18 protein-coding genes and 1 pseudogene are annotated in these 14,230 nt (G+C 71.2%); 6 read left to right on the top strand and 13 right to left on the bottom strand.

The features are described 5' to 3' along the window. The first annotated feature begins 10 nt into the window (after window positions 1-10). Window positions 11-1,030: a hypothetical protein gene (locus tag ACIPSJ_RS09205; RefSeq protein ID WP_401344765.1), complete on the top strand. Its 1,020-nt coding sequence runs from the start codon at window positions 11-13 to the stop codon at window positions 1,028-1,030. Here ACIPSJ_RS09205 and ACIPSJ_RS09200 read toward each other — a convergent pair. The 9 genes from ACIPSJ_RS09200 to ACIPSJ_RS09160 form a co-directional block, all read right to left on the bottom strand. After that, window positions 996-1,682: a TetR/AcrR family transcriptional regulator gene (locus tag ACIPSJ_RS09200; protein WP_359210135.1), complete on the bottom strand. Its 687-nt coding sequence runs from the start codon at window positions 1,680-1,682 to the stop codon at window positions 996-998. The two genes, ACIPSJ_RS09205 and ACIPSJ_RS09200, sit on opposite strands and share 35 nt — an antisense overlap. Before the next feature lie 40 nt (window positions 1,683-1,722). Next, complete coding sequence (locus ACIPSJ_RS09195) at window positions 1,723-2,034, bottom strand: DUF4229 domain-containing protein (protein WP_355709763.1); 312 nt, start codon at window positions 2,032-2,034, stop codon at window positions 1,723-1,725. 80 nt (window positions 2,035-2,114) lie between these two features. After that, entirely contained in the window at window positions 2,115-2,639 is a 525-nt protein-coding gene (locus ACIPSJ_RS09190; protein WP_401344762.1) for a GNAT family N-acetyltransferase, read from the bottom strand. A gap of 220 nt (window positions 2,640-2,859) precedes the next feature. Beyond that, window positions 2,860-4,023, bottom strand: coding sequence for an aminofutalosine synthase MqnE (gene mqnE / locus ACIPSJ_RS09185; RefSeq protein WP_355709767.1), 1,164 nt, complete (start codon window positions 4,021-4,023; stop codon window positions 2,860-2,862). A gap of 82 nt (window positions 4,024-4,105) precedes the next feature. After that, window positions 4,106-4,561: an Lrp/AsnC family transcriptional regulator gene (locus ACIPSJ_RS09180; RefSeq protein WP_359210124.1), complete on the bottom strand. Its 456-nt coding sequence runs from the start codon at window positions 4,559-4,561 to the stop codon at window positions 4,106-4,108. Between the two features lie 60 nt (window positions 4,562-4,621). Next, a complete protein-coding gene (locus ACIPSJ_RS09175) occupies window positions 4,622-5,266 on the bottom strand; it encodes a UbiX family flavin prenyltransferase (protein WP_359210121.1) in 645 nt (214 codons plus the stop codon). A gap of 55 nt (window positions 5,267-5,321) precedes the next feature. Then, a complete protein-coding gene (locus ACIPSJ_RS09170; RefSeq protein WP_401344760.1) occupies window positions 5,322-5,894 on the bottom strand; it encodes a Uma2 family endonuclease in 573 nt (190 codons plus the stop codon). Between the two features lie 46 nt (window positions 5,895-5,940). Then, window positions 5,941-6,843: a menaquinone biosynthesis prenyltransferase MqnP gene (gene mqnP / locus ACIPSJ_RS09165; protein WP_401344758.1), complete on the bottom strand. Its 903-nt coding sequence runs from the start codon at window positions 6,841-6,843 to the stop codon at window positions 5,941-5,943. Next, entirely contained in the window at window positions 6,840-8,297 is a 1,458-nt protein-coding gene (locus ACIPSJ_RS09160; protein ID WP_359210112.1) for a menaquinone biosynthesis decarboxylase, read from the bottom strand. The genes mqnP and ACIPSJ_RS09160 overlap by 4 nt, the downstream gene beginning before the upstream one ends. A gap of 64 nt (window positions 8,298-8,361) precedes the next feature. On the opposite strand from ACIPSJ_RS09160, the gene ACIPSJ_RS09155 reads away from it, so the two are divergent. Further along, window positions 8,362-8,928 carry a TlpA family protein disulfide reductase gene (locus ACIPSJ_RS09155; RefSeq protein ID WP_401344755.1) on the top strand — a complete coding sequence of 189 codons (567 nt, stop codon included), beginning with the start codon at window positions 8,362-8,364 and terminating at the stop codon, window positions 8,926-8,928. A 37-nt stretch (window positions 8,929-8,965) separates the two neighbouring features. Here ACIPSJ_RS09155 and ACIPSJ_RS09150 read toward each other — a convergent pair whose 3' ends face one another. Continuing rightward, on the bottom strand, window positions 8,966-9,460 hold the full coding sequence (locus ACIPSJ_RS09150) for a DUF3515 family protein (RefSeq protein ID WP_401344753.1): 495 nt from the start codon (window positions 9,458-9,460) through the stop codon (window positions 8,966-8,968). Window positions 9,461-9,546: 86 nt separating this feature from the next. Here ACIPSJ_RS09150 and ACIPSJ_RS09145 point away from each other — a divergent pair, with 86 nt between their 5' ends. Next, window positions 9,547-9,813, top strand: a complete 267-nt coding sequence (locus ACIPSJ_RS09145; RefSeq protein ID WP_401344751.1) for a PLD nuclease N-terminal domain-containing protein — start codon at window positions 9,547-9,549, stop codon at window positions 9,811-9,813. Window positions 9,814-9,829: 16 nt separating this feature from the next. Here ACIPSJ_RS09145 and ACIPSJ_RS09140 read toward each other — a convergent pair whose 3' ends face one another. Further along, window positions 9,830-11,548, bottom strand: coding sequence for a LamG-like jellyroll fold domain-containing protein (locus tag ACIPSJ_RS09140; RefSeq protein WP_401344749.1), 1,719 nt, complete (start codon window positions 11,546-11,548; stop codon window positions 9,830-9,832). A gap of 280 nt (window positions 11,549-11,828) precedes the next feature. On the opposite strand from ACIPSJ_RS09140, the gene ACIPSJ_RS09135 reads away from it, so the two are divergent. Then, window positions 11,829-12,356, top strand: a complete 528-nt coding sequence (locus ACIPSJ_RS09135; RefSeq protein WP_355709787.1) for a peptidoglycan-binding protein — start codon at window positions 11,829-11,831, stop codon at window positions 12,354-12,356. Between the two features lie 15 nt (window positions 12,357-12,371). Here the strand turns inward: ACIPSJ_RS09135 and ACIPSJ_RS09130 are convergent. Both ACIPSJ_RS09130 and ACIPSJ_RS09125 read right to left on the bottom strand, forming a co-directional pair. Then, a pseudogene (locus ACIPSJ_RS09130) lies at window positions 12,372-12,473 on the bottom strand (DUF397 domain-containing protein); the annotation flags it as partial. A gap of 150 nt (window positions 12,474-12,623) precedes the next feature. Continuing rightward, a complete protein-coding gene (locus ACIPSJ_RS09125; RefSeq protein ID WP_359210096.1) occupies window positions 12,624-12,977 on the bottom strand; it encodes a helix-turn-helix domain-containing protein in 354 nt (117 codons plus the stop codon). A 97-nt stretch (window positions 12,978-13,074) separates the two neighbouring features. On the opposite strand from ACIPSJ_RS09125, the gene ACIPSJ_RS09120 reads away from it, so the two are divergent. Then, window positions 13,075-13,725, top strand: a complete 651-nt coding sequence (locus tag ACIPSJ_RS09120; RefSeq protein WP_359210093.1) for an NAD(P)H-dependent oxidoreductase — start codon at window positions 13,075-13,077, stop codon at window positions 13,723-13,725. A gap of 113 nt (window positions 13,726-13,838) precedes the next feature. Then, on the top strand, window positions 13,839-14,081 hold the full coding sequence (locus ACIPSJ_RS09115) for a chaplin (RefSeq protein WP_355709794.1): 243 nt from the start codon (window positions 13,839-13,841) through the stop codon (window positions 14,079-14,081). Window positions 14,082-14,230 lie beyond the last annotated feature (149 nt).

Genomic DNA, 14,230 nt, shown 5'->3' with positions numbered 1-14,230 from the left:
CCGGTGTCTCATGAGCCGCACCCTCGCGCTCGTCGAGTCCCCCGCCCAGCTGCTGAACCTGCTGGAGTGGGCGCTCGGCGAACGCGGCGGGGCACCGGACCCGGCGCTCTGCGAGGTCGCGGTGCTGCTGCCCCGGGACGCCGTCACCCGGCACCAGCTCCGGGTGACGGCGGAGCTGGCGGAGGCGGAGGGGCTGGCCGTCGGCCACTACGACATCCGCCGCGTGCCCGTCGGTTTCGCGCGGGCGGTCACGGCGCTCGGGCCGAGGCTGGCGACGGCCGACCGGCTCGTCCTGGGCGACCCGTTCTCGGGCGTGATCCAGCGGCTGCTCCCGCTCTCCCCCGCCCGTGACCTGGTCCTCGTCGACGACGGCACGGCCACGCTGGAGCTGTCCCGTGCGCTGCTCGCCGGCCGCCCGCTGGTCCGCTGGCACCACCGCGGCCGGGCCTCGCACGCGGCGGCCCGTACCGGCCGCCGGCTGACCCCCGGCGACGGACGGCGGCTGGAGGTCTTCTCCTGCCTGTCGGAGAGGCTGCGGCTGCCACCCGGCGCCGAAGCCTCCGGCAACGCCTACACCTGGGCCCGGGACCGCTTCGGCCCGCCGCAGGTACGGCCCGGCACCGACATGATCGGCAGCTCGCTCGCCGAGACCGGTCTGATCGGGACGGAACGCTACGTGGAGGAGGTGACGTCCATCGCCCACCAGCGCAACGTCGAGCGCTACTACGCGCACCGCCGTGAGGACCCCGACAAGCTGCGGCTGCTCGCCGAGTACGGCGAGCTGGAGATCGTACGTCCCGAACTGCCCCTGGAACTGGAGCTGTTGCGCGGCCCGGTGGCCGCGGAGCTGGTCAGCATGCCCTCGTCGGTGCTGCGGACGCTGCCGCTGGTGCTGGCCGGGACGGGCGTGGAGATCACGGTCTGCGCGGAGGCCACCACGTGGCTGCGGCCGCGGACGTCCGCGCGGGCGGCGGCCTTCCTGGACGAGGTGACGGCTATCCGGCCGACGACGTCCTGGGACCCGCGCTGACGGACCGGGACGGGTGCGACGGCGACCAGGCACGGCCCTCCATCAGGTTGCCGAGCCCCGCCCAGGAGAAGTTCATCAGGGTCGCCGCCGCCTGGTGCGCGGTGACACCGGGGGTGGCGTTGGCCCAGGTGGCGAGGGACTCGGCGGCGCCGACCAGGGCCTCGGCGAGGCCCGCCACCTCACCCTCCGCCAGGTCGGGATCGCGGTGCGCCTCCCGTGCGGCGACGACGATGAGCTGGGTCACGAACTCCACGATCTCGGTGCGCATCGCCGCGACCTCGGAGGCGAACCGCTCGCCGTGCGTCCGTGCCTGCAGATGCAGCACCGACCAGCCGTCGGGGTGCTCGCCGGTGTGGGTGAAGAAGGCCCGCAGCCCGTCCCAGAGCTGCCGGTCGGCGGGCAGCTCGCGGTGCACACCGGCCCGCACCGCCTCGGTCAGCGCCTTCGCCTCACGGCGGATGCACGCCGTGAACAGGTCGTCCTTGGAGTTGAGGTACAGATACACCAACGGCTTGGAGACACCGGCGAGTTCGGCGATCTCGTCCATCGACGCGGACATGTAGCCGCGCTGGCCGAAGGTCCGTACGGCGGCGTCGAGCATCTGCTGCTCCCGTACCGCGCGCGGCATCCGCTTGGTCTTCACGGTCCCCATGGAGACCAAGCCTAGTTGGGCCCGGAGGCTCGGGCGCCGCTCAGGAGGAGGTCTGGGCCTGACCCTGCGCCTGCGTCGCCTCGTCGACGGCCTCGTCCTCCTGGCTGCGGTTGGCCTCGATGTTGGCCTTCATCCGGTCGACCCGCTGCGAGACCTTGACCGAGGCGCGGTCCCGCTCCTTGCGCAGCACGATGAAGCTGATGGGTGCCGACAGGACGAGGGAGAGCAGCAGGACCCACAGGAAGTTGGAGTCGCCGAAGCCACGCGGGAACGCGCCGGCGTAGACGAGGCCCCAGACGACGAGGAGACAGCCCGCGAAGATACCGAGGCGCATCAGCGTGTAGCGGAGCATCTCAATCCAGTCTTCCGATGACGAAAAAGGGCACCGTCCAGTGAAGCACGGGGTGGGACCGATCTTGCACCGGGGTCCGTTCAGTCCAGCGGGAGCAGCATGGTGATGTCGTCGCGGTCGTCGCCGGGCGCGACCCGGATCGCGGCGGGGACGCGGCCGACCTCCTTGTAGCCGCAGGATCCGTAGAAGTGCTCCAGGCCGTGGCCGCCGCGGCAGGTGAGCCGTATCGCGTCTATCCCGTCGAAGCGGCGGGCCTCGTCGGCGGCGGCCGCGAGCAGGTCCCGCCCGTAGCCCCGGCCCTGGTGGCTCGGGTGCACCATCACCGTGTACAGCCACACCCAGTGCTTCATCAGGCGATGGGTGTTGAAGGAGAAGAACGCGGTGGCGGCGACGTCACCCGACTCGTCGGTCCCGACGAGCAGCCGGATACGCCCCTCAGCCATGGCGGCCATGTGCTTCACCAGCTCCGGCCGGATCACCTCCGCCGTCACCGGCGCGACGAACCCGACGGCACCGCCGGCGTTCGACACGTCCGTCCACAGGGTGAGGACACCGTCGCGGAGGGCGGGGGTGACGGCGGGATCGAGGGTGAAGGTAAGGGACATGGCCGGATGGTATCTATTACACGGAGGGTCGTGCGAGGACTATTCGCCATGCGGACCGGGGTGCGTTGTCGGGTGCGGGTGCGTGGGGGCTGATCGCGCAGTTCCCCGCGCCCCCAAAGGGGCGCACCGCAGCGCCCCTTCTTTTGCTTTTAGTGGCGCGGGGAACTGCGCGACAAGCCACGACGCACCCGCACCCGAACACGCACCGTCGGCCCCCGCCTCACACCCGCATCGGCTGAGGCGACTCGCGACGCTCCGGGTCCGAACCCTCGTACTCGCGGATGATCTCGTACCGGGTGTTGCGCTCCACCGGGCGGAAGCCGGCGTCGCGGATCAGGTCCAGCAGGTCCTCGCGGGTCAGCTTGTTCGGCGTGCCGTAGTTGTCCGCGTCGTGGGTGATCTTGTACTCGACGACCGAGCCGTCCATGTCGTCGGCGCCGTGCTGGAGGGCCAGCTGGGCGGTCTGGACGCCGTGCATGACCCAGAAGACCTTGACGTGCGGGACGTTGTCGAACAGAAGCCGGGAGACCGCGAAGGTCTTCAGGGCCTCCGCGCCGGTCGCCATCTGGGTGCGGGCCTGGAGGCGGTTGCGGACCTTGCCGTCCTTCATGTCCACGAAGTCGTGCTGGTAGCGCAGCGGGATGAAGACCTGGAAGCCGTTGGTCTCGTCCTGGAGCTCACGCAGGCGCAGGACGTGGTCGACGCGGTGGCGGGGCTCCTCGATGTGGCCGTAGAGCATCGTGCAGGGCGTCTTGAGGCCCTTCTCGTGCGCCAGGCGGTGGATCCGGGACCAGTCCTCCCAGTGGGTGCGGTGGTCCACGATGTGCTGGCGGACCTCCCAGTCGAAGATCTCCGCGCCGCCGCCGGTCAGGGACTCCAGACCCGCGTCGATCAGCTCGTCGAGGATCTCGGAGGCGGACAGCCCGGAGATCGTCTCGAAGTGGTGGATCTCGGTGGCCGTGAAGGCCTTCAGGGAGACGTTCGGGAGGGCCGCCTTCAGCTCCCGCAGCGACCGCGGGTAGTAGCGCCACGGCAGGTTCGGGTGCAGGCCGTTGACGATGTGCAGCTCGGTGAGGTTCTCGCCCTCCATCGCCTTGGCGAGCTTCACCGCCTCCTCGATGCGCATCGTGTACGCGTCCTTCTCGCCCGGCTTGCGCTGGAACGAGCAGTACGCGCAGGACGCGGTGCACACGTTCGTCATGTTGAGGTGGCGGTTGACGTTGAAGTGGACGACGTCGCCGTTCTTGCGCGTGCGCACCTCGTGGGCGAGGCCGCCCAGCCAGGCCAGGTCGTCCGACTCGTACAGCGCGATGCCGTCCTCGCGGGACAGCCGCTCACCGGAGCGGACCTTCTCCTCCAGCTCACGCTTGAGCCCGACGTCCATGCCTCACCCTTTCTACGACAGCCTGACCGAGATTACTCCCCCGCCCTTCGGGCGGGCGGTGCCCCCATACGGCCCTTCGGGCCTACGCCTCTTCCGGAAGTTCCCCCACCCGGTTCTCCCACTTCGTGGACAGCACGATCGTGGTACGGGTCCGGGAGACGCCCTTCGTGCCGGAGAGCCGCCGGATGGTCTTCTCCAGGCCGTCGACGTCCGTCGAGCGCACCTTGAGCATGAAGGAGTCGTCGCCGGCGATGAACCAGCAGTCCTCGATCTCCGGCAGGTCCCGCAGCCGCTGCGCCACGTCCTCGTGGTCGGCGGCGTCGGAGAGCGAGATGCCGATGAGGGCGATGACACCGAGGCCGAGCGAGGCCGCGTCGACGGTGGCGCGGTAGCCGGTGATGACGCCGGCCGCCTCCAGCCGGTTGATGCGGTCGGTGACGCTGGGTCCCGACAGTCCGACGAGGCGCCCCAGCTCCGCGTACGAGGCCCGGCCGTTCTCCCTCAGGGCCTGGATGAGCTGCCTGTCCACGGCGTCCATGCGATCGAAGCCTTCCGCTGAAAAATCCCGAAGTAGATGAGAGGTACTGCAGAGGTACTGCTACTTGCTGCCGCCGCCGAGGTCCCCTTCCCAGCGGCGGTAGAGCCGGTGCCCGACGCCCGCCGCGTCCAGCACCCGCCCGGCGACGAAGTCCACCAGGTCCTGGATGTGCGTGGCTCCCGCGTAGAACGCCGGGGAGGTGGGGACGACGACCGCCCCCAGGTCGTCCAGGGTGACCAGGTGGCGCAGGGTCTGCCCGCCCAGCGGGGTCTCGCGGACGGCCACCACGAGCGGCCGGCGCTCCTTCAGGGTGACACTGGCCGCCCGCTGGAGCAGGTCCTTGGAGAGTCCGAGCGCGACCCCGGCGACGGCGGCGGTGGACGCCGGCACGATCAGCATGCCCTTGGTCCGGTACGACCCGGAGGACGGCCCGGCGGCCAGGTCCCCCGCGTTCCAGTACCGCACCCGCGCCAGGTCCGCCTCGAAGGTCCCCGGCTTGCCGTCGGCGCCCCGCGCCAGCCATTCCCCCAGGTCGTCCCGCCAGTGGGCGTCCCGGAAGGAGATGCCGGTCTCGTCCAGCAGGGTCAGCCGCGAGGCCCGGGAGACCACCAGGTCGACGCTCTCCCCCGCGTCGAGCAGCGCACGCAGCACAGCGGCGGCATACGGCGTTCCGGACGCCCCGGACACCCCCACGATCCAAGGCACGCGCTGCGATTCTCCTGCGTTCACATCTTGAGCGTACCGGTGCGGGTGGGAGGGCTCAGGATCGGTCGGGCGCCTTCGGGTCGACGGGAAGACCGGAGGTGGACAGGGCGAGCTTGCCGAGGGTCGAGGCGACGATCAGTTCGGGGCCGTAGGGAAGGGTGTCCCGGCCCGCATAGCCGTCGGGGCCAGGGTTCCAGAGTGTGACGACATGCCCCTGGAGGGGGTCGAAAATCAGGTAGTTGGCGATACCGCGCGAGGCGTACCAGCGCGATTTGACCTCGTAGTCCCGGCGGATGCTGCCCTTGGACACGACCTCGACCACCAGCTCGATGAGATCGGGCGGGTAGGCGCCCTCGTTCTTCGACACCTCCGCGGCCGGGATGATCGCCAGGTCGGGGCAGAACTCGTTGTCCTCGTCGAAGGGGAAGGCGACGTCGCTGGTGAAGCCCCACTCCTCGGCCACCTGCTCACGGAGGGCATTCCACACCAGTCGGATGGTCTCCGCATGGTGTGGCTTGACCGGACTCATCACGACATTGCCCTCGACAATCTCCATGTGATAGCCGGGGAACATGTCCTCGAACCGGCTGAGCTGCGAGTGCAGGCGGTCAAGGTCCGAGACGGTCACGGTGGCCTCCCTGGTGTCCTGTCCTCGATGGTAGGCCGCACCGTACTCAGACGCTCAGACCCCGAACCAGAAGATCCAGCAGCGCGCACACGAACAGGGCAATGCCGATGAAGCCGTTGACGCTGAAGAACGCGCGGTTGAGGCGGGAGAGGTCGTGCGGGCGGACGATGGAGTGTTCGTAGAGGAAGGCCCCGGCGACGATCACCAGGCCCAGCCAGAAGAAGGCGCCGGCGTCGGTGGCGACCGCGTACCAGACGAACAGGGCCGTGACGATCGCGTGGCAGACCCGCGCCCCCCGGATCGCGGCCGGGATGCCGAAGCGGGCCGGGACCGACATGACGCCGATCTCGCGGTCGGTGGTCACGTCCTGGCAGGCGTAGATCAGGTCGAAGCCGCCGATCCAGATGCCGACGGCGAGGCCGAGGATCACCGCGTCCCAGGACCACTCACCGGTGATCGCCAGCCAGCCGCCGATCGGGCCCATGGCCTGGGCGAGGCCGAGGATGGCCTGGGGGAAGTTCGTGAACCGCTTGCCGTAGGGGTAGACGACCATCGGGATCACGGCGACCGGCGCCAGGGCCAGGCAGAGGGGGTTCAGGAGCGCCGCCGAGCCCAGGAAGACCGCGACCGCGATCAGCGCGCCGGTCCAGGCGTGCTTCACGCTCATCGCGCCGGTGACCAGCTCGCGGTGGGCGGTGCGCGGGTTCCGGGCGTCGATCTCGCGGTCGATGATCCGGTTGACGGCCATGGCGAAGGTGCGCAGGCCGACCATGCAGATCGTGACCAGGAGCAGCCGCCCCCAGTGGATGTTCCGGTCCAGCTCGAACATCGCCGTCAGCGCGGCGATGTACGCGAAGGGCAGCGCGAAGACCGAGTGCTCGATCATCACCAGGCGCAGGAAGGCTTTCGTCCGTCCCGGCTGCGGGAGGGCTGCGGAGGCGGAGCTCACAGGCCGTACTCCTTCCAGCGGCGGTCCACGAGGGCCGCCGTATCCGGGTCCGACAGGACCATGTCCGGCCAGCCCCCGTCCCGGGTGTAGCCCTCCTCGGGCCACTTCTTCGTCGCGTCGATGCCCGCCTTGCCGCCCCAGAACTGCTGGTAGGAGGCGTGGTCGAGGTGGTCGACCGGGCCTTCGACGATGCTCAGGTCACGGGCGTAGTCGGTGTTGCCGAGGGCCCGCCAGGAGACCTCGTGCAGGTCGTGGACGTCGCAGTCGGAGTCGACGACCACGATCAGCTTGGTGAGCGACATCATGTGCGCCCCCCAGATCGCGTGCATGACCTTCTGCGCGTGCTTCGGGTACTTCTTGTCGATCGAGACGATCGCGCAGTTGTGGAAGCCGCCGGACTCGGGGAGGTGGTAGTCCACGATGTCCGGGACGATGATCTTCAGGAGCGGGAGGAAGAAGCGTTCCGTGGCGCGGCCGAGCGGGCCGTCCTCCGTCGGCGGGCGGCCGACCACGATCGACTGGAGCAGCGGGCGCTTCCGCATCGTCACGCAGTCGATCTTCAGGGCCGGGAAGGGCTCCTGCGGGGTGTAGAAGCCGGTGTGGTCGCCGAACGGGCCCTCGGGCAGCATCTCGCCCGGCTCCAGCCAGCCCTCCAGGACGACCTCGGCCTGCGCCGGGACCTGGAGCGGGACCGTCTTGCAGTCGACCATCTCGGTCCGCTTGCCCGCGATGAACCCGGCGAACAGGTACTCGTCGATGTCACCGGGGAGCGGGGCCGTGGAGGCGTAGGTCACGGCGGGCGGGCAGCCGAAGGCGATCGCGACCGGGAGGCGTTCCCCGCGCCGGGCCGCCACCTGGTAGTGGTTGCGGCTGTCCTTGTGGATCTGCCAGTGCATGCCGATGGTGCGCCGGTCGTGGCGCTGGAGCCGGTACAGGCCCAGGTTGCGGATGCCGGACTCGGGGTCCTTGGTGTGGGTCAGGCCCAGGTTGAAGAAGGAGCCGCCGTCCTGCGGCCAGGTGAAGAGCGCCGGGAGCTGGTCGAGGTCGACGTCGTCGCCGGTCAGGACCACCTCCTGCACCGGGGCGTCCCCGGACTTCACCTTCTTCGGCGGTACGTGCGCCATCGCGCCGAGCTTGCCGAACGCCTCGCGCACCCCGACGAAGCCGTGCGGCAGCTCCGGGCGGAGCAGCCCGCCGATCTTCTCGGAGATCTCGCCGTACGACTTCAGGCCGAGGGCCTTCAGCAGCCGCCGGTCGGTGCCGAACACGTTCATCGCGAGGGGCATCGCGGAGCCCTTCACGTTCTCAAAGAGCAGCGCCGGTCCGCCGGACTTCTGGACCCGGTCGACGATCTCCCCGACCTCCAGATACGGGTCGACCTCGGCCTTGACACGCTTGAGGTCTCCCTCGCGCTCCAGTGCCCTGAGCAGGGAGCGAAGATCGTCGTAAGCCATGTGTCCCAGTATCGGCCACCCGGGGTCCGGCCCCGGTCACCGCCCCCTGCGATACTCGTCGGCCGTGAGAGGTCATCGCCGAATACCGCTGCTCGCCCTGCTGCTCGTGCTCGCCGCCTGTGCGCCCCGGCAGGAGGCCGGCGGCTCCGCCGTCTCCCCGCTGACCCGGGTGCCGGTCGCCGAGCGGAAGGCGGCGCCCGACCTGTCGGGCAGCAGCCTGGACGGGACCGCGGTCAGCCTCGCGGAGTACCGGGGCAAGGTCGTCGTGCTGAACGTGTGGGCGTCCTGGTGCGGCCCCTGCCGGGCCGAGGCGCCGGAACTGTCCAAGGTGCAGCGGGAGTTGGCGGCCCAGGGCGTCCAGGTGCTGGGCGTGGACACGGAGGCCCGGCGGGAGAGCGGGCGGGCGTTCCAGCGGGAGCACGGGCTCATCTACCCGAGCCTGCACGACCCCGGCAGCCGCCGGCTCGTCCGGTTCCCGAAGGGGTTTCTGCCGCAGGCGCTGCCGTACACCCTGTTCATCGACCGTGACGGGAAGATCGCCGCGAAGTACCTGAGCCGGCTGACCGGGGCCGAGGTCCGCGCCATCGTCCGGCCGCTGCTCGCGGAGCGGGCCGGGGCCGCGAAGTCCTGACCGACCCTCGGCCCTGGCCCCGCTACTAACCCCGGCACTAACTCCCGCCGCTCTCCAGGCACTTGGCGTCCGCCGCGATCGGCGTCACCAGGTGGCTCAGCTCCAGCAGCACCGCGTCCAGGGCGGTCACGGAGTCCGCCACCGAGACCTCCACGGCCGGGCTGCGGCCGAAGGTGACCAGGAACTTGCGGGCGCCGTCCCCGGCCCGCTCCCGCCACACCCAGTCCACGCCGTCCACGCTGACGCAGGCGTCCGTCGTCGGGCCCGGCGGGTTCACCCCGCAGCGCAGCTCCACCTCGCCGTGACCCCACACCGCGAGTCCCGCGAAGGTCACCCGGTCCCGGTCGGCGCCGCCGAGGCGGTCGGGATAGCGGTCGGCGAGCCGCGCGCACGCCGGGTCCCCGGCCCGCGGGCCCTGCGCAAGGCCGAACACCGGCGAGTCCAGTTCGCCCGCCACCAGTCCGGCACCCGCCAGCAGGCCGGCCACCGCCACACCCGCCGCGGCCCGGCCCCTGCGGGACCATCCGCGCATCCTCACCGCCGCCCCTCCCGCCCGAAGGCACCCATCATGCCCGTGCCCCCGGTCACGGCCCCCACCCACCCGCTACCCTGGCCGCCATGCTCAGGTATCTGCCTATCCTGCTGGTCCTCGCGCTGTGGATCTACGCCTTCGTGGACTGCCTGAACACCCCGGAGGAAGAGGTCCGCGGGATGCCGAAGCTGGCCTGGGTCTTCGTCATCCTGCTCTTCGGGGAGGTCCTGGTCGGCCCGGTGGCCTGGCTGGTCGCGGGCCGCAGCCGGCAGCCGCGCGAGCGGTGGGTCGCGCCGGACGACAACCCCGAGTTCCTGAAGTCCCTGAAGCCGGACGACCCGCGCACCGACTGACACCGGCCGCCGGCCCCTACAGCAACACCCTGACCTGGGCGGCGGTCAGCGCCCGCTGGAACACCTGGACCTGCTTGACCGAGCCGGAGAACCAGTCGGAGGGCACGCCGCCGGAGGTGGCGCGGCCGATCACCAGGGGGCCGTCGGCGGCGACGGGGTTGGTGTCGTTGACACCGGCCTCCTGGGTGCCGTCGACGTACAGGGCCAGCTGGTTGCGGCCGCCCTCGTAGACACCGACCAGGTGGGTCCAGACCCCCGGCGCGGGGACGGAGTACGACAGGGCGCGCAGCCCGGGGCGGGCGAACGCCCAGCGGTTCTCGGCCGGCGCGTACTGGAGGTAGAAGCCGCTGACGTCACCGGCGTCCTGGCTGACGGCGGTCGCGAAGGACGACGGCACCCCGCTCAGCGCCACCCACGCGGATACGGTGAAGCCGCGCCCCCTGCCGGTACGGAGCACCGGTCCCCCGGTCACGATCTGGCTGGTGGCGCCGTCGAACAGCGCTGCCCCGTCCTTGCCCCGCCCCCAGCCGACCGCGGTGGCCGTCCCGTTGTACCGCCCGCTGTCGTCGGCGGCGACCGTGCCCGAGGTCTCGTCCAGCGGCCAGGCGTCCACCGGCGAGGGGACGGACACCGAACCACCCGCGTGCGAGGGCGACTTCCCGCCCCCGCCCCGGTTGACGTAATGAGCCACCGGTACGGCCGCGAGCGCGGCGACGGCGAGGGCTCCCCCGGAGACCAGCAGGGTACGGCGGCTGGTGCCCGGGCTCCGCCGCTCCGGCTCGTACGACACCGGGTGCCGCACCGGTTCGTCGAGCCGGGTGACCGGCCGGGTGGCGGGGGGCCGCTGGGCCGGGGGCTGCGGGGCCGGGGGCGCCGGGATGTCGGCCCGGGGGTCGGCGGCGGGCCGGGGAAGGAAGGCGGTGGCGTCGGCCGCGGGGCCGATCCTCGTCAGGATCTCCCTCGGAGTGGGCCGCCGCGCCGGGTCCTTGGCCAGGCAGTCGGCGACCAGCACGGCGAGCGCCGGGTCGGTGACGGCGCCGATGTCCGGCTCGTCGTGGACGACCCGGTAGAGCAGGGCGGGGGTCGGCCCGGCCCCGAAGGGGTTGCCGCCCGTGGCCGCGAACGCGAGCACCGCGCCCAGCGCGAACACGTCGCTCGCGCCGGTCACCTCGGCGCCCGCGACCTGCTCCGGCGACATGAACCCGGGCGAGCCGACCATGAGCCCGGCCCGGGTGATGGTGGCCGACTCCACGCTGCGGGCGATGCCGAAGTCGATGACCCGCGGCCCGTCCTCGGCGAGCAGCACGTTCGACGGCTTGAGGTCCCGGTGCACCAGCCCGGCCGCGTGGATCGAGGTGAGCGCCTCGGCGAGTCCGGCGGCGAGCCCCAGGACGGTGTCCGCGGGCAGCGGCCCCCGCTCGGCCACCGCCTCCTGGAGCGACGGCCCCGCGATGTAGCTGGTGACCAGCCACGGCAGCGGCGCGTCCGGATCGGCGTCCACCACCGGTGCGGTGAAGGCACCGCTGACCTTGCGCGCGGCCGCCACCTCACGGCGGAACCGGGACCTGAACTCGGGCTGTCCCACGACCAGTTCGGCGTGCACGACCTTCACCGCGACGGCCCGGCCGCCCGGCGAACGCCCCAGGTAGACCCGGCCCATCCCGCCCGCGCCCAGCCGCCTCAGCAGCTGGTACTCCCCGACGGAGCGGGGGTCACCGGGCTCCAGAGCTGCCACGATCCCTCCCGCGCCACCGACTCCCGCAAACCCGGTCAGCATAGGGCGGGCCGAATGCCCAGGATGGCCAAATCCCGTCCCCGTACGGCAAGTTGCCCCCTGGTCTGCCCTTGAGGACACCGCGTCAACCGAGCGTGGTGCGCGGCAGTACGACGGAGGTTGTAGCCGTCCCCGGAACTCAAACCCCCACGGGACGCGCCGCCCCCGGCCCGGCCCCTACGTTCCCGGTGTACCGAGGGCCGGCCGGCACGGGGGCGGCCCGACACGAAGGGGGAACACCATGTCCGTTCGGAAGCGGACCGCGGCCGTCGTCCTCGCGACGGCCCTCGCGGGCGGGATGGCGGCCGGTACGGCACCGGCCTCGGCGAGCACGTCCCAGGGCTACATCACGATGGGCTCCGGCCCGATCACCGGCGACTGGGGCGACGAGGGCACCCTCAGCACCTCCTCGCACGCCCACAGCAGCGCGACGGCCCTGTGGCAGGCGGTGCTCTTCGCCGACGGATTCCTGAACGCCCGTGACATCGACTGCCGGTTCGGCGCCGGGACGAAGACCGCGACCAAGATGTTCCAGGACTACTACCACCTCGCCGTGGACGGCATCGCCGGCAAGAAGAGCTTCTCCAGCGCCGACAACCGCCTCGTCCACGACTACTACAGCGGCCACTACGAGGTCGCCTACTACAAGGGCATCGCCCGCAAGGTCTGGTTCAAGATCAACCTCAACAACGGCCGCTACCAGGTCCGCAAGTCGACGAGCATCGGCTACAAGGACGCGTCCTACACCAAGGCGGCGGCCTGCGGCTGACGGTCGGAGCGACGAGACGAAGGCGTCCCAGGCGGCCCGGTCGACGACGACCGGGCCGTCGGGGTTCCTGCTGTCAGGGACAGGGACGACGGAGGTGAACTCGGGGGCGGTTTCCAGGCATTGAGCCGGTGCCCGGCCGTGTCGCCTGCGCGGAGTTCGCCGGGTGACGGGAGGCCGCCGAGGCGGGGCCGACGCGAGCGGGACGACCGACGCCGCCGTGCTGCCGCGCAGGCATCTGCGCGGGGACCACTGGGGGACGCCGGGGCGCTAGCAGGGCGAGTCGCCCGGCAGGTGCTGCGTGGCCCACTGGCCGAGTTCCTTCAGCGAGGGTTCGAGGGCGGCACCGGCGGCGGTGAGGCGGTAGGAGACGCGCAGCGGCGGGCCCTCGTCGACCTCGCGGACGACGAGGCCGGCGGCGCCGAGTTCGGTGAGGCGGTCGGAGAGCATGCGCTCGCTGATGCCGGGGATGGCCCGGCGCAGGCTGGCGAAGTGCGTCGGCTGGTCCATCAGGACGGACAGGATCGGGCCGTTCCAGCGCTTGCCGAGCACCTGGAAGACGCGCGTGATGCCGGTGTCGACGGCTTTGCACTGTTCCGGGTCATGGGCCTGCTCCAACGCCATGCCATCAGGGTACAGCCCCGGAGGGAATGGGATGAAAAAAAGTAAGTACCTATGTTATCTATAGCTGAGTACTAATTCTCAGCTACTGGAGATTCCCATGGCCACCCTTCTGCACATCGACTCGTCCCTCCTGCCGGGCGACGCCTCCTCCTCCCGCACGGTCACGGACGCCTTCCGCAAGGCCTGGCAGGAACAGCACCCCGACGGCACGGTGGTCTACCGCGACCTCGCCGCGGAGCCGGTGCCGCACATCACCGCGGCCTCCCACACCGCCGGTTTCGCGGACCCCGCCACCCACACCCCCGAGCAGGCGGCGGCCTTCGCGGACCGCGTGAAGCTGATCGAGGAGCTGGAGCAGGCGGACGCGGTGCTCATCGGCGCCCCGATGTACAACTTCACGATCCCCTCGACGCTCAAGGCGTGGCTGGACAACGTGATCCTGTTCGGCCGCACGGCGGGCGAGAACCCCTCCGCCAAGGGCATCCCGGTCACCGTCGTCGCCAGCCGCGGCGGCTCCTACGCGCCGGGCACCCCGCGCGAGCCGTTCGAGTACGTGCAGAACTACCTGGCGGCGGCGCTCGGCGACGGGCTCGGCCTGGAACTCGACTTCATCGTGCCGGAGTTGACGATGGCCCCGCAGAACCCGGCGATGGCCGAACTCGTCCCGCTGTACGAGGCCTCCCGGGAGCGCGCCCTCCAGGAGGCCGCGGCCAAGGCGAAGACCCTCGCGGAGCGTCTCGCCGCGTAAGCGCCACCCGCTCGCCGGGCCGGTTGCGCCGATCGGCCCAGCAGCGCATGCGGTCCCGGTGGTGTGCGGTTGTGATGAACGGGTTGCGACCCCCCGACGCCCAGGAGGCAGTCATGCGCATCCGTTCCCTCGCCGTCACCGGCGCCGTCACCGCCGTCCTCGCCCTCGCCGGCTCCACCGCCGCCTACGCCGACAACGGCGCCGAGGCCAACGGTGTCGCCGTCAACAGCCCTGGCATCCTGTCGGGCAACGTCGTCCAGGTGCCGATCAACATCCCGATCAACGTGTGCGGCAACACCGTCAACGTGATCGGCCTGCTCAACCCGGCGATCGGCAACACCTGCAAGAACGGCTGACCCCGGCCGCAGAAGCCGTACGCGCGAGGAACTTCCGGAGGACACGCGCCTCCGGAACTCCTCGCATGCGTGCAGGTTGTACGCCGGTGAGCCGCCCGAAGCGGACAGTGCGCCTCTGGGCCGGACCGGGAACGAACCCGACACTTACC

Source organism: Streptomyces sp. NPDC090088 (assembly GCF_044747345.1).
Classification (GTDB): Bacteria; Actinomycetota; Actinomycetes; order Streptomycetales; family Streptomycetaceae; genus Streptomyces.
Note: the sequence above shows the minus strand (reverse complement) of the source record. Positions and strands in the feature narration are given on the sequence as shown.

Bases quoted from the DNA above. Each gene is read 5' to 3' on its own strand.
- ACIPSJ_RS09135 (WP_355709787.1), top strand. From the start codon at position 11,829: ATGTCCGTTCGGAAGCGGACCGCGGCCGTCGTCCTCGCGACGGCCCTC.
- ACIPSJ_RS09120 (WP_359210093.1), top strand. From the start codon at position 13,075: ATGGCCACCCTTCTGCACATCGACTCGTCCCTCCTGCCGGGCGACGCC.
- ACIPSJ_RS09125 (WP_359210096.1), bottom strand. From the start codon at position 12,977: ATGGCGTTGGAGCAGGCCCATGACCCGGAACAGTGCAAAGCCGTCGAC.
- mqnE (WP_355709767.1), bottom strand. From the start codon at position 4,023: ATGGACGTCGGGCTCAAGCGTGAGCTGGAGGAGAAGGTCCGCTCCGGT.
- ACIPSJ_RS09205 (WP_401344765.1), top strand. From the start codon at position 11: ATGAGCCGCACCCTCGCGCTCGTCGAGTCCCCCGCCCAGCTGCTGAAC.
- ACIPSJ_RS09190 (WP_401344762.1), bottom strand. From the start codon at position 2,639: ATGTCCCTTACCTTCACCCTCGATCCCGCCGTCACCCCCGCCCTCCGC.
- ACIPSJ_RS09200 (WP_359210135.1), bottom strand. From the start codon at position 1,682: ATGGGGACCGTGAAGACCAAGCGGATGCCGCGCGCGGTACGGGAGCAG.
- ACIPSJ_RS09115 (WP_355709794.1), top strand. From the start codon at position 13,839: ATGCGCATCCGTTCCCTCGCCGTCACCGGCGCCGTCACCGCCGTCCTC.
- ACIPSJ_RS09180 (WP_359210124.1), bottom strand. From the start codon at position 4,561: ATGGACGCCGTGGACAGGCAGCTCATCCAGGCCCTGAGGGAGAACGGC.
- ACIPSJ_RS09160 (WP_359210112.1), bottom strand. From the start codon at position 8,297: ATGGCTTACGACGATCTTCGCTCCCTGCTCAGGGCACTGGAGCGCGAG.
- ACIPSJ_RS09145 (WP_401344751.1), top strand. From the start codon at position 9,547: ATGCTCAGGTATCTGCCTATCCTGCTGGTCCTCGCGCTGTGGATCTAC.
- ACIPSJ_RS09150 (WP_401344753.1), bottom strand. From the start codon at position 9,460: ATGCGCGGATGGTCCCGCAGGGGCCGGGCCGCGGCGGGTGTGGCGGTG.
- ACIPSJ_RS09195 (WP_355709763.1), bottom strand. From the start codon at position 2,034: ATGCTCCGCTACACGCTGATGCGCCTCGGTATCTTCGCGGGCTGTCTC.